Source organism: Gilliamella sp. Fer1-1 (genome assembly GCF_001690825.1).
Lineage (GTDB): Bacteria > Pseudomonadota > Gammaproteobacteria > Enterobacterales > Orbaceae > Gilliamella > Gilliamella apicola_C.
Genome location: NZ_LZGX01000031.1, coordinates 1 through 22,499, shown reverse-complemented (window position 1 = coordinate 22,499; position 22,499 = coordinate 1). Strand labels below are relative to the sequence as shown.

General features: G+C 33.8%; 22 protein-coding genes. 17 read left to right on the top strand and 5 right to left on the bottom strand.

Annotation, left to right across the window (positions count from 1 at the left end):
- Positions 1 to 116: 116 nt before the first annotated feature.
- The 8 genes from A9G28_RS03895 to A9G28_RS03860 all read left to right on the top strand — a co-directional run bounded on the left by A9G28_RS03895 (position 117) and on the right by A9G28_RS03860 (position 6,474).
- Positions 117 to 578 carry a hypothetical protein gene (locus tag A9G28_RS03895; RefSeq protein WP_065579826.1) on the top strand — a complete coding sequence of 154 codons (462 nt, stop codon included), beginning with the start codon at positions 117 to 119 and terminating at the stop codon, positions 576 to 578.
- A gap of 278 nt (positions 579 to 856) precedes the next feature.
- Positions 857 to 1,036, top strand: a complete 180-nt coding sequence (locus A9G28_RS13270) for a hypothetical protein (RefSeq protein WP_131798866.1) — start codon at positions 857 to 859, stop codon at positions 1,034 to 1,036.
- Between the two features lie 364 nt (positions 1,037 to 1,400).
- Positions 1,401 to 1,991: an EcsC family protein gene (locus A9G28_RS03885; RefSeq protein ID WP_065579825.1), complete on the top strand. Its 591-nt coding sequence runs from the start codon at positions 1,401 to 1,403 to the stop codon at positions 1,989 to 1,991.
- A 115-nt stretch (positions 1,992 to 2,106) separates the two neighbouring features.
- Positions 2,107 to 2,559 carry a RadC family protein gene (radC, locus tag A9G28_RS03880; RefSeq protein ID WP_065579824.1) on the top strand — a complete coding sequence of 151 codons (453 nt, stop codon included), beginning with the start codon at positions 2,107 to 2,109 and terminating at the stop codon, positions 2,557 to 2,559.
- Positions 2,560 to 2,775: 216 nt separating this feature from the next.
- Positions 2,776 to 4,086, top strand: a complete 1,311-nt coding sequence (locus A9G28_RS03875) for a hypothetical protein (protein ID WP_065579823.1) — start codon at positions 2,776 to 2,778, stop codon at positions 4,084 to 4,086.
- A gap of 124 nt (positions 4,087 to 4,210) precedes the next feature.
- On the top strand, positions 4,211 to 4,420 hold the full coding sequence (locus tag A9G28_RS03870; protein ID WP_065568227.1) for a helix-turn-helix transcriptional regulator: 210 nt from the start codon (positions 4,211 to 4,213) through the stop codon (positions 4,418 to 4,420).
- 84 nt (positions 4,421 to 4,504) lie between these two features.
- Positions 4,505 to 5,752: a tyrosine-type recombinase/integrase gene (locus A9G28_RS03865; protein ID WP_065579822.1), complete on the top strand. Its 1,248-nt coding sequence runs from the start codon at positions 4,505 to 4,507 to the stop codon at positions 5,750 to 5,752.
- Between the two features lie 65 nt (positions 5,753 to 5,817).
- Positions 5,818 to 6,474: an antirestriction protein ArdA gene (locus tag A9G28_RS03860; RefSeq protein ID WP_081301497.1), complete on the top strand. Its 657-nt coding sequence runs from the start codon at positions 5,818 to 5,820 to the stop codon at positions 6,472 to 6,474.
- A 187-nt stretch (positions 6,475 to 6,661) separates the two neighbouring features.
- Here A9G28_RS03860 and A9G28_RS13265 read toward each other — a convergent pair whose 3' ends face one another.
- The 3 genes from A9G28_RS13265 to A9G28_RS03850 all read right to left on the bottom strand — a co-directional run bounded on the left by A9G28_RS13265 (position 6,662) and on the right by A9G28_RS03850 (position 10,096).
- On the bottom strand, positions 6,662 to 6,907 hold the full coding sequence (locus tag A9G28_RS13265; RefSeq protein ID WP_141674680.1) for a hypothetical protein: 246 nt from the start codon (positions 6,905 to 6,907) through the stop codon (positions 6,662 to 6,664).
- Positions 6,908 to 7,034: 127 nt separating this feature from the next.
- Positions 7,035 to 9,032, bottom strand: a complete 1,998-nt coding sequence (locus A9G28_RS03855; protein ID WP_065579821.1) for a BbrUII/HgiDII family restriction enzyme — start codon at positions 9,030 to 9,032, stop codon at positions 7,035 to 7,037.
- A 5-nt stretch (positions 9,033 to 9,037) separates the two neighbouring features.
- Positions 9,038 to 10,096: a DNA cytosine methyltransferase gene (locus tag A9G28_RS03850; RefSeq protein ID WP_065579820.1), complete on the bottom strand. Its 1,059-nt coding sequence runs from the start codon at positions 10,094 to 10,096 to the stop codon at positions 9,038 to 9,040.
- Between the two features lie 192 nt (positions 10,097 to 10,288).
- On the opposite strand from A9G28_RS03850, the gene A9G28_RS14020 reads away from it, so the two are divergent.
- The 8 genes from A9G28_RS14020 to A9G28_RS03815 all read left to right on the top strand — a co-directional run bounded on the left by A9G28_RS14020 (position 10,289) and on the right by A9G28_RS03815 (position 18,023).
- Positions 10,289 to 10,495 (top strand): phage integrase, encoded by a 207-nt coding sequence (locus A9G28_RS14020; protein ID WP_442903256.1) that lies wholly within the window; start codon positions 10,289 to 10,291, stop codon positions 10,493 to 10,495.
- Between the two features lie 359 nt (positions 10,496 to 10,854).
- A complete protein-coding gene (locus A9G28_RS03845; protein WP_065579819.1) occupies positions 10,855 to 11,130 on the top strand; it encodes a type II toxin-antitoxin system TacA family antitoxin in 276 nt (91 codons plus the stop codon).
- On the top strand, positions 11,127 to 11,597 hold the full coding sequence (locus A9G28_RS03840) for a GNAT family N-acetyltransferase (protein WP_176702111.1): 471 nt from the start codon (positions 11,127 to 11,129) through the stop codon (positions 11,595 to 11,597). Before A9G28_RS03845 ends, A9G28_RS03840 begins: the two co-directional genes overlap by 4 nt.
- A gap of 749 nt (positions 11,598 to 12,346) precedes the next feature.
- Positions 12,347 to 13,960, top strand: coding sequence for an ABC transporter substrate-binding protein (locus A9G28_RS03835; protein ID WP_065579870.1), 1,614 nt, complete (start codon positions 12,347 to 12,349; stop codon positions 13,958 to 13,960).
- A gap of 129 nt (positions 13,961 to 14,089) precedes the next feature.
- Positions 14,090 to 15,106, top strand: a complete 1,017-nt coding sequence (gene dppB, locus A9G28_RS03830) for a dipeptide ABC transporter permease DppB (protein WP_065579817.1) — start codon at positions 14,090 to 14,092, stop codon at positions 15,104 to 15,106.
- Between the two features lie 14 nt (positions 15,107 to 15,120).
- Entirely contained in the window at positions 15,121 to 16,044 is a 924-nt protein-coding gene (gene dppC, locus A9G28_RS03825) for a dipeptide ABC transporter permease DppC (RefSeq protein ID WP_065579869.1), read from the top strand.
- Positions 16,045 to 16,057: 13 nt separating this feature from the next.
- Positions 16,058 to 17,035, top strand: a complete 978-nt coding sequence (gene dppD, locus A9G28_RS03820; RefSeq protein WP_065579816.1) for a dipeptide ABC transporter ATP-binding protein — start codon at positions 16,058 to 16,060, stop codon at positions 17,033 to 17,035.
- Positions 17,025 to 18,023, top strand: coding sequence for a peptide ABC transporter ATP-binding protein (locus tag A9G28_RS03815; protein WP_065579815.1), 999 nt, complete (start codon positions 17,025 to 17,027; stop codon positions 18,021 to 18,023). The genes dppD and A9G28_RS03815 overlap by 11 nt, the downstream gene beginning before the upstream one ends.
- A gap of 320 nt (positions 18,024 to 18,343) precedes the next feature.
- On the opposite strand, the gene A9G28_RS03810 is transcribed toward A9G28_RS03815, so the two are convergent.
- On the bottom strand, positions 18,344 to 19,741 hold the full coding sequence (locus tag A9G28_RS03810; RefSeq protein ID WP_065579814.1) for an RtcB family protein: 1,398 nt from the start codon (positions 19,739 to 19,741) through the stop codon (positions 18,344 to 18,346).
- 244 nt (positions 19,742 to 19,985) lie between these two features.
- On the opposite strand from A9G28_RS03810, the gene A9G28_RS03805 reads away from it, so the two are divergent.
- The gene (locus tag A9G28_RS03805; protein ID WP_065579813.1) at positions 19,986 to 20,807 is read left to right on the top strand and encodes a DUF6882 domain-containing protein; all 822 of its coding nucleotides are present in this window, start codon (positions 19,986 to 19,988) and stop codon (positions 20,805 to 20,807) included.
- Between the two features lie 57 nt (positions 20,808 to 20,864).
- Here A9G28_RS03805 and rtcR read toward each other — a convergent pair whose 3' ends face one another.
- Positions 20,865 to 22,478, bottom strand: a complete 1,614-nt coding sequence (gene rtcR, locus A9G28_RS03800; RefSeq protein WP_065579812.1) for an RNA repair transcriptional activator RtcR — start codon at positions 22,476 to 22,478, stop codon at positions 20,865 to 20,867.
- Positions 22,479 to 22,499 lie beyond the last annotated feature (21 nt).

Here is a 22,499-nt window from a genome sequence, read left to right as displayed (position 1 = left end):
CAAAAGCAATTTACTTAATTTTGGAAAATAACAATGAGTCTTTGAGAGTACGTTTAGACAAATAAACAAAAAACAAGCTTATTGATATAACTCCAATTCATATAGAGGAATAAAAAATGTATAAGTATTATGATCTAATACTAAATAAGCTAAAAACTCATGATAAATCGTTACTTACACGTTATGGGAAGCTATATCCAGTCAGAATGAATTTTGCCTATCATAATGATGCCTATCAAAGGAAACACGGAATAGATGCGTATATGGATATGTTGAACTTGTCTGATTTAACATTACTTTCTAACCATATTCTTAGCATTGTTTGGGTAATGGCTTTTGATGAGCAATATGGCTTTTATTTTCCTGCCATGTTGTATTTCGATTCAGAACAATATGCAAATTATAACGTTATTATGAAATTAGTTACTGATTGTTGGAAAAATCAAACTGATGGAAATGGTATTAATGTTGAACAAGAACTAGCTAAGAATGCTTTATCTGAATTAGCACAACTCTCGTGGGAAAAACATAATCCTCTTCGTACTTTGTATATTAAAAGTATATATACTCTCGGCTAAATCAATTGATCGTTTGTAACGATCAGTCGTGATCTTATTGATCGTTACAAACGATATGACAATACGTAATATTTTTCTAATAATGATGATAAATTTTTGTTCAAAAATAATTTAAGGAGATGAAATGACTAAACATGATTGTGGCGAATGCAATGGTAAGGGAGAAATTCCTTGTCCATTACAATATTATCCTGGCGAACCTCATCCTGAAAGCTGTCCTGTGTGTGGTGGAGATCCGAATTTTACATCTCCATGCCCAGAATGTTCGGAGTACAAGTATGGCTATTAAGTGGTTGGGTAAAAAACTTTACCAAGCAGGACACTTTGCAGTGACTGAAATAATTCCAGAATTTATTGAAAAATCTGCAAAAATGATTTTAAATTCAGATAAAGCAACAGAGGAACAAAAAGAAAGAGCTAAGAAAAGTTTAGCTCGTTATGAAAAAAACAAGAAGTAGTATTAGTAATAATCAAAAATTTTGTTCATAACTCTGTGTCATTTCTTTTTTGTTACATAGTTTACCGAAATGACACAGAATATTGAACACTCTTGAAACTCCTGCTCCTCAATCTTATTCATGAAGCAAACCCATTTATCTTGTTTGCTTCATATTTTCTCAATGTATCTCAACACTCTGATTATAAATAATTTTAAATAGATATCATTAGTTGAACACCACAATGTGTTTGTTTAATTAATATTTTTATAAGGAGTGTACCATGTTAAATTATCAAATATCGCAAATCACCTTAGTTTATTCATTAGAACCTTATTTCAATCATGTTCATTCTTTATTTAATTCATTAAATAAGGAAGTATAAATGTCAGATAAATTATCTTTATTACTTGATAGGCTCTATCAAATTTGTTTAACAGGTGGCTATGGTTTTGCTTCTGCTTACACATTAGCCGAACAACATAAAGCACGCTTTCCTTTCTATTCAGATAGCCTTAATAACCTAATTAAACAGGAAGCTAATAAAGCTGGAACAACTGGATTTATTACTGGGTTGGGTGGAATGGCAAGCTTACCTATTACTCTACCTGCAAATGCTTTGAGTGTATTATTTATTCAAATGAGACTCGTTATAACCATTGCTATTTTGCAAGGCCAAGATGTGAAGGACAAACGAATTAAGATGTTAATTTACTTATCATTATGTGTGATGGCAAGTAAATTAAAATTACAGCAATTTTGCTTAGCTACATTGCTCAAACAACCCAATGAAGTGGTTTGGAAAATAAATCTATCTATCACTAAACAACTTATTACTATTTTAAGTGCAAAGTATAGCGTGAAGTTAATTAAGATGCTCCCAATATTCGGCGGTGTAGTGGGAGCGGTTATTGATCGCACAGTTACCTATCGCATTGGCCAATTTGCTAAAAATCAATTTAATCAATTCAATTAGTCGAATAACACTAATAATCATTTATCTAAAAATTCATCTAGTTATGAATTTATCTGATTTATTCCCGTTTTTACATAAAGACATGGTGCTTTGGCCAAGCTTAACAGGAGAAAAAATGAAAACCAACTATTCAACAAAGCGCATTGTGACAACAGCGTTAAAATTGCTTGAAAAGCAGATGAAAATAGAAAAAAATCAGTTCACCAAAACAAAACAGGTTATTGATTATCTTAGACTAAAATTAGCACAAAAAGAACGAGAACACTTTGTTGCTATGTATCTAAATAATCAACATCAACTACTTAAAGTAGAAACACTTTTTATGGGCACAATTAACTCTGTCGAAATCCATCCCAGAGAAATAATTAAACAAGCACTTAAACATAATGCAGCAGCCATTATTTTTGCCCATAATCATCCATCAGGTGAAGCACAGCCCAGTAATGCAGATCGCAATATCAATCAAAAATTAATAGAAATACTAAATATCGTTGATATCCGAGTATTAGATCATATTGTAATTGGTCGACAATCGCATTTTTCCTTTGCAGAACAAAGCTGGCTCTAATTTTAAAAAGTCTTCAATGTATATGTATTGATCGTTTTTAACGATCAATAAGATCTTATTGATCTGTTTAAACAATATGACTTTATTTAAATAATCGATGAAAATATAAACTCAATTAAAAACAATAGCTAGTATGTGTCAAGTTAAGTTTTCGGTACCACACAAAAATACAATTTAAGTAAAACTAATTAATTCTTTTTTCCATAAGGAATAACAATGAAAAAAATAACAATTGTTTTATCCGTACTGATTCTCACAGCGTGCGGGGATTCATCTCAGGTTAAGCAAGTTAAAGATTATGTGTATGACAATATCGACTCAACTCTTACTGTAGGTAATGCGCTTGATAACCGAAATATCTGTAATAAAACGAAATGGGATTCATATAAAGATGAACGAGATCGAAATATTGTTGAATATACTTGTGAATTTAAAAAGGATCATCCAAATCAATTTTTAAAGCTAACGTTTTCTGGTATGGCTGGAAATTTAAAAACTATGCTTGTAGATAAAAATATCAATATTACATTAGATGATTATCTAAAATTTAAAGAGGAAGAGAGACGATATAAGAATGTTAAATATCCCCATTATACTGTATATAAAAATTACATTGATGCAAAGGCTAAAAGTTACATTGAAGCGAAAGCGAAACTGTTTATTTATGACAAGTTGAAGAAAGCGCTTCTTGAAATAGAAAAAAGCAATGCTTTCGCTCGCTATCAAGAAAATAGAAAATATTTTCTATCAAATAAAGCAATAATCATAAAAGAAATAGAAGAAATGGAAGAAAGTTATCTGGTTAGTTATCTGGTTGATGATATCTATGGCCATGATGATGATCCAACTACGGGAATACTAAGTTGTAATCCTTTTTTTGTGTTCAGTTATTTTCATGGTAGTACAATCCATATCCATGCAAAAAATGGTAGTTTAAGTAATAAAGATCTTGCTAAAAGAATAAAGCAAATTGAAGAAGATGTAACCTCTATCCAAAAAATATTGTTCAAGTATGATGATTTCAGTTTCTATATGCAGCCGAGTTATAAAAGTGTTAATCTTTATAATGATGATTCTAGATTGGCTTTCGAATATCTACTTCAAGGTAATTCGACCAAGAATATAACCTTAAATACGAAGGATGGTAAAAAGACATTATCTGTTAAAAATTACCAGGAAATTTTAGCCTATATTGAAGGAATAGAAAATGGCATCATCAAAAATGTTATAGAAAGAGTAATTGATCCATATAATCAAAATATAACTAACACAATCAACCAATTTGAAAAACGCACAAAAGATATAAAAACTGAAAGTTATCAACAAAAGATAAAATGGGTTCTAATAGGTGAAAGAAATCCATCATTGATGAGTTGTGAATTAGAGTTTAAAGCCGATGGATATCCACCTGTAAAATCTGACTCAAGTATGTCATCATCTTGCTTTCGAAATGCCTATAAAAGCAACTATGTTGATCAAATTTATAATCAACCTATTATGAGTTTTATAAATAAGGTTGCAAATTAATCAATTAGTATGCTTATAAACGGCTTTGTAAAAATAAGCCGTTATGATCGAAGTAGTAAAAAAATATTGTTTCTACCTATCTATTGAATGTAATTAACCCACTTCACTCAATAGAGGTACAACAATGTCAACATTCTTATCCCCTTTGGATGCACAAACACATCCAGATTACCTAATTGATATGAAATATATCACCACACTCACTGGCATGACAGATAAATGGTTTTATGCCTTGATAAAGCAAAATAAATTTCCACCTCCTATCAAATTAGGAAGATCCTCTCGTTGGCGTCTAAAAGAGATTGAAGCATGGATAAACACCAAAGCTAATTAGCCGTTAACTTTCTATTAACCAAGGCCGCATAGTCAAATATGCGGCTTTTTTTATGTCTAAATTTTTATAATTGAGGAATTCGTTATGTCCTTAACCGATTTAAAAATTAAATCCGCCAAGCCACACAATAAGCAATATAAGCTTTCTGATAGTGATGGTTTGTTCTTACTCGTTCACGCCAATGGTTCTAAATATTGGCGTTTTCGCTATTACTTCAATACTAAAGAAAAATTAATGTCTCTAGGTCAATATCCTAATGTTTTATTAAGCGAAGCTAGAAGGCTACGAGATGAAGCCAAATTATTATTAGCTAAAAATATTGACCCACAGGTAGAAAAGAAAGCAAAACAGTCTGAAGAAGTAATACAAGTTACTTTTGAACAAGTTGCACGTAAATGGTGTACCAATAATAAAACTTGGTCTGAGCCACATAGAGCAAAAGTATTACGAACATTAGAACTATATTTATTTCCTAAAATTGGCGCTTATTCTATTTCGGCACTAACTACTCGCCAGTTAATTGTTCCAATTAAAGCGGTTGAAGAAAATGGTCGGTTTGAAGTTGCTAGCCGATTACAACAACGTACTTCAGCAATAATGCGTTATGCCGTACAAAATGGTTATATCTCTTATAACCCAGCTCAAGATTTAAAAGGCGTGGTAAGTAAAGTAAAAGTGAATCATCGCCCTGCACTTGAACTTGAACAAATACCTGAACTTTTAGAGCGCATTGATAATTTTAAAGGACGAAAGTTAACCAAATTGGCAATTAAACTTTCTCTACTTATATTTATTCGTTCTAGTGAGTTACGATTTGCTCGTTGGTCAGAAATTGATTTCGATAAAAAGATTTGGACTATTCCAGCAGAAAGGGAGGAAATTGATGGTGTCCCTCATTCTCACCGAGGCTCCAAAATGAAAACACCTCATTTAGTTCCACTAAGTGATCAAGCAATAGGAGTTTTAAAACAAATATATGAAATTAGTGGAATGTATGAACTGGTATTTATTGGTGATCATTCTGCACGAAAGCCAATGAGCGAAAACACAATAAACAAAGCATTGCGTTCTATGGGGTATGATACAAAAACAAAACTTTGTGGGCATGGCTTTAGAACAATGGCATGTAGTGCTCTAGTGGAATCAAACCTCTGGTCACGAGATGCTGTTGAACGCCAAATGAGTCATCAAGAACGTAATGGCGTTAGAGCGGCTTATATCCACAAAGCACAACATATTATCGAAAGAACAAAAATGATCCAATGGTGGGCTGATTACTTAGATTCAATCCGAACTGAGTTTATTATGCCTTATGAGTTCAAAACAAATTAAAAAATACCCTACTATTTAATTCATTTCTCAATATCAATTAATATCAAAAAATTAAGGAATTGTTTATGCAAACATTACCTAGTGTATCATCATGCCTAAAATCCACTACGGTGGGTTCTGGTATGATCTCAGTATTTATCACCCATTTAGGAAAATATAAAGAAGGACAATTGATTGGTGAATGGCTAGAGCTACCAACAACACCAGAAAAAGTAAAACAATGCTTTAAACAAATTGGCATTGATAGTGTTAATTACAAAGAGTTCTTTTTAAGTGGTTACAAATCGTCTGTATATGGCATAACAAATTATATCTCTGAAAAGAGCAATCTTAATGAACTAAATTATTTAGCCTGTAAACTTGATGAATTGAGTCATGATGAAATGGAAATCTATGAAGCAGCCATTGACATTGGAATAAATATTAATTCAATTACAGACTTAATTAATCTAACGGATAACTTAGATTGTTTTCAATGTCTATATAACATCAGCAATGAATATGATTTAGGTTTCTACTGGATTGCTGAAAGTGGTTGTTATAGTTTAAAAGAACTCGGTAACTTAACTAATTACTTTGATTACGAACGATATGGCCATGATATTGCACTTGAACAAAGTGGCACATTTTATTCTGGTAATTATATCTATTATACAGGTGAAATTTTTAGTTCCGATTACGATGGGAAAAGTGTTCCTGAAGAGTATTGTATTTCTATTTAAAAATCATTAAATAATTAGTATTCCTCTTATAAAGCTTTAAATAAGCTTTATAAGAGGAATTCATTAGTAATTTAAATTTTTAATCGAAACTGTTTATAATTATGTACCAACTTAATTCACAAAGAGACTATCTTATCTTTTGGGTGCTAAAGGTGTAGACATACCATATTTAGCTATTGAACAACCATCAGAAAAATGGACAATGCCGCTCCAAAACTCGAAAAGTGCAATAAGTCGGTTTATTATAGAATTTGGCGACAGAATTACTCGTTATCTTTAACTGGCTGTAGGGTAGGGTCGTTCTGCCTAGTATTTTGGCGAGGATCAGTTCTAACTCACCATCATCACTAATGACTGTCTTTTTATTATAGCCATTACGATGATTACTACCTGACTTTTTATGATGTTCATCATGCTCTAAGCGCCCAATCATTTCTGCATTTAGTACGGCTTCAATGGTAAGCTTATTTAAAAAACCAGTTAATTTACCTATTTTTTGTATATTAGGGTACGTTAAAAATAGGTAAAAACAAAAACTTATTTACATTGTCTAATAAAATTTAAACTTTTTTTAGGATATTATCAATTTTACTAATGTGTTGGTTTTGATTGAGATATTCTTGATATGTGTTGTATGCGTCGTTAATTAACTGAGAATAAGTTATTATCATCCCACTATATCTTAGCAATGCTTCTCTTTCTGCTTCAGCCCAATCATGAGGAGCTTTTTTAATTAACATATATATATCAAATGGGGGAATGGGCTCATTAGGATAGTTATCTTTATAATATTTCTGTATGGCATTATGATATTTTCTAACTTGCTTTGTTATATCATCGGATGAAATACTTATAGAAGGTTTTTTTAATTCTACAATAACATGTCTTCCAGAACTTGTTTTATAAGATATATCCAATCTTGAACCAGAATACGTTTCACCTGAAGTGTGATCTTTTAGGTATGTGGTAATAGTTTTTTCTAATTCAGCTTTACCTGATGTTCTATCCCATGATGGTTCTAATAACCACAAATTTTCAAATAAATATTCTTGAGCTATCTTTTCTAAAGAATTTGGATCATCTTTGATATCCTTAAATTTTTTGATTACCTCTAGTCTTTCTTTAGTTATTTGTGCATAACAAGTTGCTTCTAGCTGTTCTAAGGATATGAATATTTCGTTAAACTCAGGTGATAGAACATCAGTTATTTTTTCTAGTTTATCTAATTGCCCTTTTAATTTTAATGTCTCAAAACCAACTATAACATTCTTATATAATGATTTTTTAAAATCTTCTTCTTTATTTTCATCATCAAAACGAGTATTTTGTATTACTCGCATTATTTTTTTTGCTGATTTTTTATCTCTTGAATCAGAAAGAGTATCAATCCACTCGGTAATCGCTTGAGTACTTGTATCGTCTTTGTCTAGATGCCTAGATATTCTCCATTCATCCCATTGTCGATCAATCGTTGTAAGATCTGATTTTAATTTTACAATTAGATCTCGATATAATGGATCATCTCTAAAAGCTGATTCTCTACTAGCTGTTGCTCTGTCAGTACCATCTCGGTCAAGGAAATCAGCATGAATTTCACCAACTAAATAACTTTGAAATATTTTTGCTGTATTTAACTCATTATTTAAAACATCTTCAACAAATACTTTACCATTCGTGAAAATAGATATCATATTCGCATTTTCTTCTTTTTCTCCTAAATCTTTTGGCTTTTCAACACTAGCTATAAATCCTGTAATTTTATATTCTTTACCTGATTCATCTTTTAGTGTGTTAGTTAAGTAAGCAATACATTTCTTTGAATCAACTTCTTGAATATTTGTAGCATGTTGCGTTATTTCTGATTCTGTATCTTTATCATAAAACCAAGCTAATGATATTTTTGAGTAATAATCTCTATCAGCAACAGTTACTTGTTCATTGTTAACAAAAATATCAAAATGATCACCTTGCTCCGTTTTTACTGAAAAACGCCTAGCTAAACGGCGTTTCAAATTTTTTGCAGTCCTATCTAATTTTTTAGGGACACCAATTAATTCTATTCTAGTTCCATTCTCTTTTGAAAATTTAAAATGCTCATTTAATTGTTTAAGAACATGAGTTTGACCGTTTTGAATATCATTTTTAAATTGTTGAACATTTATCTCAAATGAAACAACGTCTTGGCCTTTTTGTTGAGTATAAACTTTCACAATTTCAGATAATGCAAGCATAGATAATTTACCAATACCTTTACGCCCCATAACATACCGTTTACCCGATTGGCTTTTATGATTTTGAGAGTTACATCCTCTTCGACTGAAACCAACTTTTAAAAATTTATTCTGCAAATCATTAAAAGACATTCCATGACCATCATCTTCAATGATTATTTTATTTTCATTATCAATCACAGTAATCTTTACTTGATTTGCATCCGCATCCCAAGAATTAGCAACAAGTTCTGCTAAGGCTGCAGGTGTTGAACTGTATAACCCAACGCCTAAGTGGTTAATAACATTTAAATCTACTTCAAAAGTTAAATCAGGTTTTTTTGTCATGTTACCTAATCCTCGTATTTGTTATAATTTTTCATATGAAATTCAAAAGATTTTCCTATTGCATAGCCCAAATCAACAGGAACAGCATTACCTATCATTAAACCTAATTTCTTGAAAGAAAAATCCTCTTCTTTTTCAATAAACTTATAATCTTTAGGGAATGACTGTAATATAGCTGCTTCTCGAAGTGTAATAGATCTGTGCTGTTCAGGATGACCATATCGCCCTGTACCAAAATGTGTTGATTGAGTTGTAATTGTCGATGATGGTTTGTCCCACTCCATTCGACCATAAACACTGGTATATGTACTGCCAGAATCTTTTTTATGGCATTCTAGACGTAATGATTCAGGCCAATCCTTCCAAGTTCCGCCAGGTCTAGATGCTTTTATCCTTCTTAAATTAATATCACTTAGCGCTCGAGCAAAGTGTAACATGTCATTAGGATCTTTCTCTCCTGCATTTATTTTTGGTAAATCATAAATTGCATCTTTTACTGTTTTTCGGGAAATATTTAATTCTTCTGGTGTTAATAATCGTATCTTACCAAATTTAGACGCCAACAAAACAAGTCTTCTACGTCTTTGCGGTAAACCATATTTTTCCGCATTTACAACTTCATAAAATACATGGTAACCTTCAGATTCTAAAGTATCTAGAAACACTTTAAATATATCCTCTTTACTTAACTGAGGTACATTTTCCATCGTTACTAGATCTGGTTTGACTTTTTTTACCAATCTAGAAAAATGGTTCAACAGAGGCCATTTGTCTGATTTTTTTCGATCTTTGGTGAGGCTGTAACTAAGCGATGAAAATGGCTGACATGGGGCACAACCTGCTAACAATTTTATTGTACCGGCATTGTATTGTTCAATTATTAAAGATTCAGGAACTTTACTTATATCGTAATGAATAAATTTTGCATTATTCATATTCTGTTCAAATGGGTATTTACATGCCTCTTCAAAATCAATGCCAGCATTCACAGTTATACCTGCTTTCATTAAGCCGTATGACAATCCTCCAGCTCCACAAAACAAATCAACCGCTTCTATCTTCATAATACAGACCTTAAATAAATCAATACGTTAAGTGTTTTTTAATTTTATACTCAAATTAACTATTCATTATAATATATAAATACATAAATATATAAATATAATAATTTCAAAAGGAATCAATTTTGTCAGTTCGCAAGAGTTTTAATACCAAAGGAGAGACATTGGTTAAGTGAGAAGATTGATAGGTGACGTATTTCTTATTTAATCAATACTTGGTTTAATTCTCATGGCAAAACACTTGATAACAGTGAAAAAGTAAAGGGTATTTTAACTTTTATCTGTGAATGCATTAATAATCCACTGGTTGATGATTTTACCACTAAAACATTTACAAATTATCGTAATAAAAGAATGCTTGACGAATTTTTCCGGATAGAAAAAAGAAAGCAGTGCCATTAAATAAAGAGTTAATCTATTTTAGAGCTATTTTTAATGAACTAAAACGCCTTGACGAATAGGGTAAACCTAATCAATTAGAGAACATCAAAGCGTTTAGACTTAATGAAACCCAAGTATCTCATGAGGTGTTATATCCTTCAAACTGCTATGTGTTCTAATCATATTAAAACGACGTAATTTTACTTATAAGTAAATTGTTCTCATAAATATCTCTTGTTCACACCACATTCCATTAGCACCCTAATAACTTACTCAGCTTTACCTCTGGCTTTAGAATTGGCAAATTTTTAATCCATTTTACACGTATATCAATTTGCTATACAATACATATTCATAGTAAATAAAAAACGTCAATTAAAATGAGAACTGAAACCAAAGAATCGCCTATTAATATTAGAGCTAAGGCATCCCAAAAAGAATTGATTGATATTGCGGCTCATTTACTATCTAAATCACGCACTGATTTTATTTTAGAAGCGGCCTGCTCAAAGGCTGAAGATGTTTTGCTTGATCAGCGTCTTTTTTTAATCGACGATGAACAGATAAATGCCTTCAATCATGCAATAGAAGCCTCTTTTGATAGTAATGAAAAAGTTCAAGCTTTATTGTCCCGGAAGTCACCATGGGAAAAATAGAAGCACCGCACTTATTGAATGAAGATCATGATGTTACGTCATTTGATTGTGAAGAGTTGTCTTTGAATGAATGGTTGAAGAAAAAATCCTTAAAAAATCAAAAAAGTGGTGCTTCACGTACTTTTGTAATTTGTGACAATAACAAAGTAATCGGCTTTTATTGTTTATCAACAGGCAGTATCCAGCATCGACAACTAACATTGAGTAGGTTTAAGCGCAATATGCCCGATCCTATTCCTGTTATTATTCTAGGCCGTTTGGCTATTGATAAAAATTACAAAGCAAAAGGATTAGGTGCGGCATTATTAAAAGATGCTATATTACGCTCGAAAGAAGTCTCTAAACAAGTTGGTTCTAGAGCACTATTGGTACATAGCTTAACAAATGAAGCCAATGCGTTTTATATTAAATTTGGATTTGTTGATTCTGGAATTCAGGCAAGAACAATGCTAATCTCTTTATGGTAATAAAATTGGGCTTAATTGTACATTTTTAAAGCAGACCAATTTAAGGGTACAAATACGGGTACATTTTTCATCTAAATTTCTCAAATCCAGTAACCACAAGGCTTCAACCCACATCTTCGATTCCGCGTCCAGGCACCAATCACCAAATGCTAAGGCCTGCGTCTAGCAGTTTTTTTATGTCTAAATACTTTTCAGATAAGCCTTTCACCTTGTTTTACCGCTAAACTGTGTTCAATTGAAATTAAGTTAAATCAACTAATAAGTTAATTTTACATGATTAATTTAATGATTATTTTATTTACAATAATTATAATACATTCTATAAAAATCAATTATTAATTCACAAGCTCTATAATAAATTTAGAACAAATCAAAGAATCTATTTATATGTTCTTTTTTAGTAATACCTTTAATATGAATTGAAAATGGCACGATTTTTGCATTTTATATCGGTTACACAGTATTGAACTACCGTTATGCTTGTGTTAGAAATTATTTTCAATCAAAAATGGAATGATATTGTAAATTCCTAGGCAATATCGTAATTTTAATTATGGTGCATCTTGCACCAAATTGGTGCAACGAATAGTGAAAAGATGAATTTAAACAAAGTAAAAGCTAATTGATGTAAATATCAAAATTAGCGTGTTTTACTAAATCTGTATTTAAAAAATATTAGAAATACAATGATCTTAACTCTATTTAATTATTACAAAATAGGTTTACAGTTAAATAATTGGGGTGGTTTTATGAGTAATCAAAGGAAATATAAACGTAAATTTTTATTGGGCGCGGGGCTAATAACGATGCTTGCTAGCGCACAACTTCATGCTGCAGGAACGTTAGTTTATTGTGCAGAGGCTTCACCTGAAACATTTAGTCCGCAGTTAGTGACAAGTGGTATTTCAATGGATGCTAGTGCAGTGCCTGTTTTTAACCGTTTGGTGGAGTTTAAATTAGGCACTACCGAAATCCAACCTGCTTTAGCAAAATCTTGGGATATCAGCCAAGATGGTTTGACTTATACTTTCCATCTACGCGATGATGTTAAGTGGCATAGTAATAAAGAATTCAAACCAACACGAAACTTAAATGCTGATGATGTTATTTTTACATTTATGCGACAGAAAGATAAAAATCATCCTTATCACAAAGTTTCTGGTGGACAATATGAATACTTTGAAAGCATGGGGTTCCCAGATTTAATCAAAGAAATTAAAAAGATTGATGACCATACTGTTGTATTTCAATTAAACCATCCAGAAGCCCCTTTCTTAGCTGATTTAGCAATGTCATTTGCTTCCATTTTATCAGCTGAATATGCCGATGCTATGCTTAAAAATGGCACACCCGAAAAAGTTGATTTAGTCCCCATTGGCACAGGGCCGTTTACTTTTGTTCAATACCAAAAAGATTCAAGAATTCTTTATAAAGCCAATCCCGATTATTTTGGACCTAAAGCCCAGCTTGATCGTTTAGTATTTTCAATTACACCAGATCCAGCAATTCGTTATGCCAAGTTACAAAAAGGAGAATGTCATGCGATGCCATATCCAAATGTAGCTGATATTGAACGAATGAAATCTGACAAGAATATTGTTGTTAAAGAAATGGCTGGAGTTAATATTGGTTATTTAGCCTATAATATGGATAAGCCACCACTTGATAACTTGCAAGTTCGTCAAGCATTAAATATGGCCGTGAACAAAGATGCGATTATAAAAGCTGTTTTTCAGGGTGCGGCAGAACCCGCTAAAAACTTTATTCCACCATCAATGTGGGGTTATAACGATGAAGTAAAAGATTATCCTTATGATCCAGAACAAGCAAAAGAGTTATTAAAATCAGCGGGATTAGAGAAAGGGTTTACTATCAATTTATGGGCAATGCCTGTGCAACGTCCATATAACCCTAATGCACGCCGTATGGCTGAAATGATTCAAGCTGATTGGGCTAAAATTGGTGTAACAGCTAAAATTGTGAGTTATGAATGGGGAGAATATTTATCTCGTATTCGTGATGGTGAACATGATGCAGTACTAATGGGATGGTCGGGAGATAATGGTGACCCTGATAATTTTTATTCTGTTTTAATGAGTTGTGATGCAGTTAAAGCAGGTTCAAACTATTCACACTGGTGTTATAAACCATTTGATGATTTATTACAGCAAGCTCGCGTTGAGCCTAATCATGAAAAAAGGGTTGAGCTTTACAAACAAGCACAAGTTGAGATGCATAACCAAGCGCCTGCACTAATGATTGCTCATTCAATGATTTATCTACCGATACGTAAAGAGGTTAAAGGTTATATTATGGCTCCTTTAGCATTACATAATTTTAACCAAGTTACGCTTGAAAAATAACATTCCTTGCGATTAACCACATAGGTGGTTAATCGCTACATTAGGTTTGATTGAGTACTATAAATATATTTATATAAAATTATCTATTTTATAAACGATAGTTTAGAAGCAATATTTAAGAGCCACTACATGTTTCAATTTATTTTAAAACGGTTAGGTGTACTTATCCCGACTTTTATCAGCATTACACTGCTGACTTTTATTTTCGTTCACCTTATTCCTGGCGATCCGATTACGATACTTGCAGGAGAGCGAGGTTTAACACCAGAACGCCATGCAGAACTAATAACACAATTTGGTTTAGACAAGCCCCTGTATGAGCAATATTTTCAATACATTATAGGTATGTTTCATGGCGATTTAGGCATCTCTTTTAAAAGCCAAATCCCAGTATGGGATGAATTTGTACCCCGATTTAAAGCAACTTTTGAGCTTGGATTTTGCGCGATGTTGTTTGCAACTAGTTTTGGGATTCCAATTGGCGTGCTTGCAGCAGTAAAACGCGGATCAATATTTGATCACACAGCTATCGGGTTGTCTTTAACGGGTTATTCCATGCCAATTTTTTGGTGGGGAATGATGCTCATTACGTTAGTTTCTGTGCATTTAAATTTAACGCCAGTATCAGGTCGTGTTAGTGATATGCTTTTCTTAGATGAAAGTAAACCTTTAACCGGATTTATGTTAGTTGATACTTTATTATGGGGTGAAAAAGAAGATTTTATAGACGCAGTTACTCACTTAATTTTACCTACCATTGTATTAGGTACCATTCCATTAGCGGTTATTGTCCGCATGACCCGTTCTTCTATGTTAGAAGTGTTGAGTGAGGATTATATTCGAACAGCACGAGCTAAAGGCGTTAGTCGAATACGAATCATCCTTATTCATGCATTACGCAATGCGATGATCCCTGTGATGACTGTCATCGGTTTACAAGTTGGTACAATGCTTGCTGGTGCAATACTGACCGAAACAGTCTTTTCATGGCCAGGAATTGGTCGTTGGTTAATTGAAGCGCTACAACGTCGAGATTACCCCGTAGTACAAAGTGGTGTTTTACTTGTTGCGGTCATGATTATTTTGGTGAATTTATTAGTTGATATGTTGTACAGCGTTATCAATCCGCGTATTAGGCATAAATAAGAGTGTGTTTACAAATGAATAAACAGGTTATTACTGAATCGACCAATACGAAAGACATCAGTTTGGTTGAACCTAAGCCATTAACGCCTATGCGTGAATTCTGGTTTTATTTTTCAAAAAATAAAGGTGCTGTCGTTGGATTAGCCTTTATTATTATTGTTGTTTTACTTGCTGTTTTTGCTAATTTAGTTGCACCACATTCTCCTTCTGAACAATTTAGAGATGCTTTATTAGCACCACCTGTTTGGATGAAAGATGGTAGCTGGCAATTTATATTAGGGACAGATGATGTGGGGAGAGATATCTTATCGAGGCTCATTTATGGTGCCCGCTTATCTTTATTGGTTGGTTGCTTGGTCGTCATCATCTCATTGATTTTAGGAATTTCAGTGGGATTGATTGCGGGTTATGTAGGTGGTTTTTTAGACAACATCATTATGCGTGCTGTCGATATCATGCTTGCTTTACCCAGTTTACTGCTTGCACTTGTTTTAGTCGCGATATTTGGTCCATCGATTGTGAATGCCTCAATCGCATTAGCTTTTGTTGCATTACCCCATTATATCCGCCTAACCCGCGGAGCGGCGATTGCTGAAATTAATAAAGACTATGTAATTGCTTCCCGAGTTGCTGGGGCAGGTGCTTTACGGCAGATGTTTATAAATATTCTGCCAAACTGTTTAGCACCATTAATTGTGCAAGCTTCATTAGGATTTTCAAATGCGATTTTAGATATGGCGGCATTAGGTTTTTTAGGAATGGGGGCACAGCCACCGATCCCAGAATGGGGAACAATGCTTGCTGACGTATTGCAATTTGCACAATCTGCATGGTGGGTAGTTACCTTTCCGGGCTTAGTAATTTTAATGACAGTGTTAGCTTTCAACTTAATGGGAGATGGTTTGCGAGACGCACTTGATCCTAAATTGAAGCAGTAATGGAGATACAGTCATGGCACTATTAGAAGTAAAAGAATTATCTGTTCAATTTGGTGGATTTAAAGCGGTAGACCACATTAGTTATGACGTTGAACAAGGACAAGTTGTTGGTATTGTGGGTGAATCAGGCTCAGGCAAGTCAGTGAGTTCACTCGCCATAATGGGGCTAATTGATTTACCGGGTAAAGTCAATGCCAATGCATTACATTTTGATGGTAAAGACCTGCAACAGATCTCAACCAAAATGCGTCGTAAAATTGTGGGTGCAGATGTGGCAATGATCTTTCAAGATCCGATGACAAGCTTAAACCCATGTTTTACCATAGGCTACCAAATCATTGAAACATTAAAAATTCACCAAGGTGGCAGTAAAAAGGCACTCAAAGCAAGAGCGATTGAACTGCTTAAATTAGTGGGTATTGCTGATGCGGAAAATCGATTAAATGTTTATCCGCATCAGTTATCTGGTGGAATGAGCCAACGCGTCATGATCGCAATAGCCATTGCATGTAACCCAAAGCTCTTAATTGCTGATGAACCAACAACTGCGCTTGATGTTACAATTCAAGGGCAAATTATCGAGTTATTGCTAGAGTTGCAACGCAAAAATAACATGGCATTAGTTCTTATTACGCATGACTTAGCGTTAGTTTCTGAAGCGGCACAAAAAATTATTGTGATGTATGCTGGACAAGTTGTTGAAATAGGTGATGCTGAAATCATCTTTAAAAAACCATTACATCCTTACACACAAGCATTATTACGCTCGCTGCCAGAATTTACGCAAGACAAAGAACGATTAGCATCGTTATCGGGTGTCGTACCAGGAAAATATGATCGGCCAACAGGCTGTTTACTCAATCCACGTTGCCCTTATGCTACTGAACGCTGTTATATCGAAGAACCTGCATTAATGAGTTATTCTACAACTAGAAAAGTAAAATGCCATTATCCATTATCAAGCGAAGGACTACCACAATATGAACAATAATATGGAAAATAAAGAATTACTGCTTGATGCTCGAAACTTGACAAAATATTATCATGTTAAAACGGGGCTCTTTTCTGAAGCTAAACAAGTTAAAGCTGTTGATGGGGTATCTTTTACATTAGGTAAAGCCAAAACACTGGCGATTGTTGGTGAATCGGGTTGTGGTAAATCCTCATTAGCAAGATTATTGACCATGATCGAAAAACCCACATCAGGAGAACTTTATTTTAAAGATCAGAATCTATTGGATGATGATCTGCAAGCTAAAAAATTGCGTCGCCAAAAGATCCAAATTGTTTTCCAAAATCCATACTCATCACTCAATCCACGCAAGAAAATCGGTTCCATATTAGAAGAACCGCTAATTATCAATACCGATTTAACAGCAAATGATCGTAAAGCAAAAGTACTATCAATGATGAAAAAAGTTGGGTTAAAAGAAGAGTTTTATAATCGTTATCCACATATGTTTTCAGGAGGACAACGTCAACGCATTGCTATCGCAAGAGGTTTAATGCTTGATCCTGAAATAGTGGTTGCTGATGAGCCCGTTTCAGCACTAGATGTTTCTGTGCGTGCACAAGTGCTAAATCTGATGATGGATCTACAGCAAGATCTAGGTTTATCTTATGTTTTTATTTCTCATGACCTTTCGGTTGTTGAACATATTGCTGATGACGTAATGGTGATGTATTTAGGGCGCTGCGTTGAACAAGGGCGGAAAGATGAAATCTATCGTAACCCTGAACATCCATACACTCAAGCGCTATTATCAGCAACACCAAGATTAAATCCAGATCTTAGGCGAGATAGAATCAAATTAGAAGGGGAATTACCAAGTCCTCTTAATCCTCCTTTGGGTTGTGCTTTTAATGCTCGGTGCCGTTTAGCATTTCCACGTTGCACAATTGAACAACCGCAACTTATTAATTATAACGAACATAAAATTGCTTGTTTCTGTATAGAGGAAAAAAATAATAATGGATAATAAAAGTGACAGTTAATTCTGTCACTAAATTCTATAATAAACCTACTTATTGTATTTTTCTTACTTACATAGAAATTGCCGATTGTTATATGTGAATGCCAAATCGATTAAAAAATATTGCCTCAAACTTATTAAGTAATAATGCTGAGAGCTGGATGAGTAAAACAAGCTCAATCTTTAAAACTTTTTACTACGCAATTTATTCCACACTCAATACCTAGTGATACGGCAACATAAACATAATACAATAGTAAAAATTAAAAAATAGCAATTGATTATAAAAACAGCCCAAACTAACAAAGCTTGGGCTGTTTGCTTAATCACGCTTTAAACGTGATCCAAGGTTTAAGTTTTACCACAGACTGAATTAGATCAGCATTTTCTTGCGATTCGATTACAGGCGTAATCGGTTTATAGGCCGCAGGAGCTTCTTCACGTAGACGTTCCTCTTTTAAGGTAACACATTGCCATGGCAAATTAACTTTATCAGACACCACTTTTTTGCTACGCATTGATTGCCGTCTTTCAGCTCTACCCGCACCATGCGAGCAAGACCATAACCAATCTGAGTTCCCTTTGCCAACCGCCACATAAGAGTAATCGCCCATCGAGCCAGGAATTAATACGATTTCCCCTTGGTTAGCCGGCGTTGCCCCTTTGCGGTGAATATTCATGCCATGCTCAGGTAAAATAATATTATGCGAAATATCCACGATTAACTGGCTATTATCGTGTTTAAAAATCGCCATGAATTCTTTACGTATCAATTCAGTGATAACAATTCGATTGATCCAAGCATAACGTGCAGCAACGCCCATAGCTTGTAAGTAATTTTCAGCATTATCATCGGCCAAACCAAATAATCCTGATGTTGGATATTTTTCGTTTACTGGCCATAATTCTTTGGCTTTATCTTGCCAACGCTTGCCAATATAAAATCCCACATCCCGTGAACCAGTATGAATCATTATCACAACAGCATCTTTCTTTAGCCCCATTTGATAAGCTAAGTGTCGATCAAGGATTTCATCAACAATTTGTAACTCAACAAAATGGTTACCTGAACCAACGGTACCTAAGCTTGCTGGGCGGATAATACTGCGTGACTCAAAAAAGGCCTCTGGCGCGTATTTGCTATCGGCAGTGATTAACGACTGTCCTGATATTTGATTAATTTCGGCAAGTAATCGCTTAACATTAACCTCTTGCCACAAATCTTGTTGTGGTAATGCTGCAATCCATTCTGCGATTCCTTGATCAAACAACGCTTGAAAAGATTGTGGTGTAACAGGAACATCTCGCTCATCTTGCAGTAATACACGTTTTAGTTGCGCAATAATTGCTGATTTTTGGTCATGCACTTGATCATAGCTTAAGCCTGTTGTTAAAAGGCGCATACCACAGTTAATATCAGTGCCAATAGCTGCTGGAATAATTAAATCTTCCGTTGTTGCCACAATACTGCCCACTGGCGCAATTGCACCTGGGTGAAAATCGGGAGTAGCTCGAGCGGCACACACGTGTCCTAAGCTATTAGGTACCTTGACCGATGCAAAATCCAGTAACTGCTTGACAGCTTTTTCTTCTAAAGGTAAAGCCTGCGGTAATAAAACTTGAGCGGTCGTATTTTGTTGATTAAAAGTATAAATATCATTATAAAAATGACTTTCAATCCCTAGTCGGGATAAACGTTTTTGTAAACGGGTAAATGTAGACATCATTGCCACCTAGAAAACAATAAAAAACGGTCTCCTCTGTTGAGAAGATAATTACTGTTTTCCTGCAGCAGCACGATTCAGGAAAGCGAGCGCATTCTATACAAAAAATATTTAGCTGTAAAGGTAAAAATATTGATATTTAATAAACAATATATTAGCATCATAGGGTTTCATATCAGTATTAAATCAAAACATAAAATTTAAATGGGAAAATAATGAATTATTATGGGTATGGGGAAAAGTTATGGTAACACCGTACAAATCTGAAAAAGAATTGTTAGAGCATTTTGGTTGTTATGAAATGGTAACACCATGCAAATCTGAAAAAGAGTTGTTAGAGCATTTTGGTTGTTATGGATTTGAAAAACAACTCAATTTTGATGAAAAAATTGGCGATAGCAATTGGAAAATAGATATTAATCAAGGTGTTATTTATTTTGATGATAATATAACCTTTTCTATTCAATTATTAGGTACTTTTTCTTTATCTTCTGAAACATGGCTTTGGTCCTGGAATAATGAAGCATCGCAGTTGCCCATATCGGTTATTGAACAAGCGTTGAGTTTAAAAAGCTACGGTGAAAAAAATAATATTAATTTATTCACTACTGCTCAATTTGACACTACACAACAAGAGTTATACAAAATTGGGGTAATTGCTACAGGAATGTTTAACACAGATGGGTATTATCTTGCTGATTTTGGGCAAGGAATAGCATTGGTAACCATAAAAAAAGATCATATTAACTCAGAAAATAATAACCAGAATAAAACCTCTAAAATTTTGCCAAAATTTATAAAAAATCTGTTTGGTCGTTCTTCATCTGAAAGTGATAACCATGAGCAGAAAAATAATCAAAACCAAATTTTTGAAATATTTTCTCAATTTATTTCAAACTTTGATGTGGATCATTATCAGGCGCTTAAATACTATCTAATTGCTAAAGATTATCAAGTCAAACCAAGCAATTTGACAGCTCAAACAGAGCTTGTTGCAATAAAAGGTGAGCAAAGAATAATTGCTAAATTTGATGAACAATCTCGTTTAATTAGTTTAAATGTATAAATATAGTTGTCAGTAAAAATCTTTGCATTTATGGGATAGATGTTACCGATACATTGATTAAGGTTTATTAACCATATCCCAATTTAAACCAAACTTGGCCAAATATTTTTTTAATCGATCGGCATCATTGCTACGTTGTTTTTTTATGCGAGACACGGCGAACAATAGTCTGCCTGCTTCAGATAAACAGCTACTTTTTTGGCAGATTTCGATTACCTTTTCCAATTGGTAGCGATCAAATTCATCTATTTCTAATGGAATTAAAGGATCATCTGACTTGAGTTTCCCCCAGTTTTGTTTTAAACGCAAGATTTCCTTTTCTACTTGTTCCAACGTAATATTGGCTTGTGGTGCTAACGTTGCCATTCGAATAATCGAGCTATTCAATTCACGGAAGTTGCCCAACCATAAGGCTTCTGGAGAGGTAGCAAAGGCTAAATAAGCACGCCTTGATTGTTGATTAAAACGTGGCATAATGCCATATTCTTTAGCATAACGCGCCAATTCATAATCAATATTCGGTTCGATATCTTCTTTCCGTTCGGCTAAACTCGGCAGTTGATAACTCCACAAATTGATTCTGGTAAACAGATCTTCACGAAATTCGCCATTCACAATAGCCAATTTAAGATCTTTATTAGTTCCAGCTATTAATTGAAAATCACTCTGAATCGGTTTATCACTACCAAATGGATAAAATTGTTTCTCTTCGATAGCTTTTAATAGCATTGCTTGTTCATCAAGCCCAAGTTCACCAATTTCATCTAAAAATAATACTCCCCCGTCCGCATTTTTAAGTAATCCGCTACGAGCGGAATTTGCACCGGTAAATGCGCCTTTGACATGGCCAAATAAGGTTGACATTGCACTATCACCTCGTAAGGTGGCGCAGTTAATTTCGACAAATTGACCGTTAATTTGATGATTAGTGTGTTTTAGTAAATAAATTTGTTTAGCTAAAAATGATTTACCAGCACCAGTTGGCCCACACAATAAAATAGGAGCATGTGATCGGCTGGCAACCTGTTCTATTTCAGCAATTAATTGATTAAATTGTTGGTTACGAGTAGCGATACCAGATTTTAACAGATCCGTTGCTTGAATGGCATATTGTTGAAAACGGGTTAGGATTTTATCATAACGACGCAAATTCAAATCGATGATATTCATTTTACCACAAGGTACTTGCGCAATGAGATCGGCTTCCGCTAAGTTATATTTTTTTTCCATTATCTCCTTTTTGGATGGTGGAGACATTTGTAATAATTTAGCTGGATAATAGCGCGATTCTGCTAGCAAAAACCAACAAATCTGTGCAACATGCGTACCAGTTGTGATATGCAAATAATACTCTTCTTGTTCTGAATTAAATGAGTAGTTTTTCGAAATATCAAAAAGGCAGGTATAAACTTGTTCAAAATCCCATGGATCATCTATATTTACTGCAATTGGCCTTACTTCAATTTGTGGTGATAAAATTTTAATATCTTTAACAACTTCACAAAGCAGATGATAATCGTTTTGATAATAGAGTAATTCAAATCGAGTTAGTGGTAGATCAGATCGATGACATAAATCAATAGTCGGTCGCCATTGTAACCATCGCCGTTTACCTTTACTACGTTGATCCAGTACATTTCCTAAAAAACCAAATACTACATTCTTTTTCATTTTTATAAATATTTATAACTT

Bases quoted from the DNA above. Each gene is read 5' to 3' on its own strand.
- A9G28_RS03835 (WP_065579870.1), top strand. From the start codon at position 12,347: ATGAGTAATCAAAGGAAATATAAACGTAAATTTTTATTGGGCGCGGGG.
- A9G28_RS03845 (WP_065579819.1), top strand. From the start codon at position 10,855: ATGAGAACTGAAACCAAAGAATCGCCTATTAATATTAGAGCTAAGGCA.
- A9G28_RS13270 (WP_131798866.1), top strand. From the start codon at position 857: ATGGCTATTAAGTGGTTGGGTAAAAAACTTTACCAAGCAGGACACTTT.
- A9G28_RS03815 (WP_065579815.1), top strand. From the start codon at position 17,025: ATGAACAATAATATGGAAAATAAAGAATTACTGCTTGATGCTCGAAAC.
- A9G28_RS03870 (WP_065568227.1), top strand. From the start codon at position 4,211: ATGTCAACATTCTTATCCCCTTTGGATGCACAAACACATCCAGATTAC.
- A9G28_RS03895 (WP_065579826.1), top strand. From the start codon at position 117: ATGTATAAGTATTATGATCTAATACTAAATAAGCTAAAAACTCATGAT.
- A9G28_RS03855 (WP_065579821.1), bottom strand. From the start codon at position 9,032: ATGACAAAAAAACCTGATTTAACTTTTGAAGTAGATTTAAATGTTATT.
- dppC (WP_065579869.1), top strand. From the start codon at position 15,121: ATGAATAAACAGGTTATTACTGAATCGACCAATACGAAAGACATCAGT.
- A9G28_RS13265 (WP_141674680.1), bottom strand. From the start codon at position 6,907: ATGATTGGGCGCTTAGAGCATGATGAACATCATAAAAAGTCAGGTAGT.
- dppD (WP_065579816.1), top strand. From the start codon at position 16,058: ATGGCACTATTAGAAGTAAAAGAATTATCTGTTCAATTTGGTGGATTT.
- A9G28_RS03865 (WP_065579822.1), top strand. From the start codon at position 4,505: ATGTCCTTAACCGATTTAAAAATTAAATCCGCCAAGCCACACAATAAG.
- rtcR (WP_065579812.1), bottom strand. From the start codon at position 22,478: ATGAAAAAGAATGTAGTATTTGGTTTTTTAGGAAATGTACTGGATCAA.
- A9G28_RS03875 (WP_065579823.1), top strand. From the start codon at position 2,776: ATGAAAAAAATAACAATTGTTTTATCCGTACTGATTCTCACAGCGTGC.
- radC (WP_065579824.1), top strand. From the start codon at position 2,107: ATGAAAACCAACTATTCAACAAAGCGCATTGTGACAACAGCGTTAAAA.
- A9G28_RS03810 (WP_065579814.1), bottom strand. From the start codon at position 19,741: ATGTCTACATTTACCCGTTTACAAAAACGTTTATCCCGACTAGGGATT.
- A9G28_RS03805 (WP_065579813.1), top strand. From the start codon at position 19,986: ATGGTAACACCGTACAAATCTGAAAAAGAATTGTTAGAGCATTTTGGT.
- A9G28_RS03860 (WP_081301497.1), top strand. From the start codon at position 5,818: ATGCAAACATTACCTAGTGTATCATCATGCCTAAAATCCACTACGGTG.
- dppB (WP_065579817.1), top strand. From the start codon at position 14,090: ATGTTTCAATTTATTTTAAAACGGTTAGGTGTACTTATCCCGACTTTT.
- A9G28_RS03850 (WP_065579820.1), bottom strand. From the start codon at position 10,096: ATGAAGATAGAAGCGGTTGATTTGTTTTGTGGAGCTGGAGGATTGTCA.
- A9G28_RS03885 (WP_065579825.1), top strand. From the start codon at position 1,401: ATGTCAGATAAATTATCTTTATTACTTGATAGGCTCTATCAAATTTGT.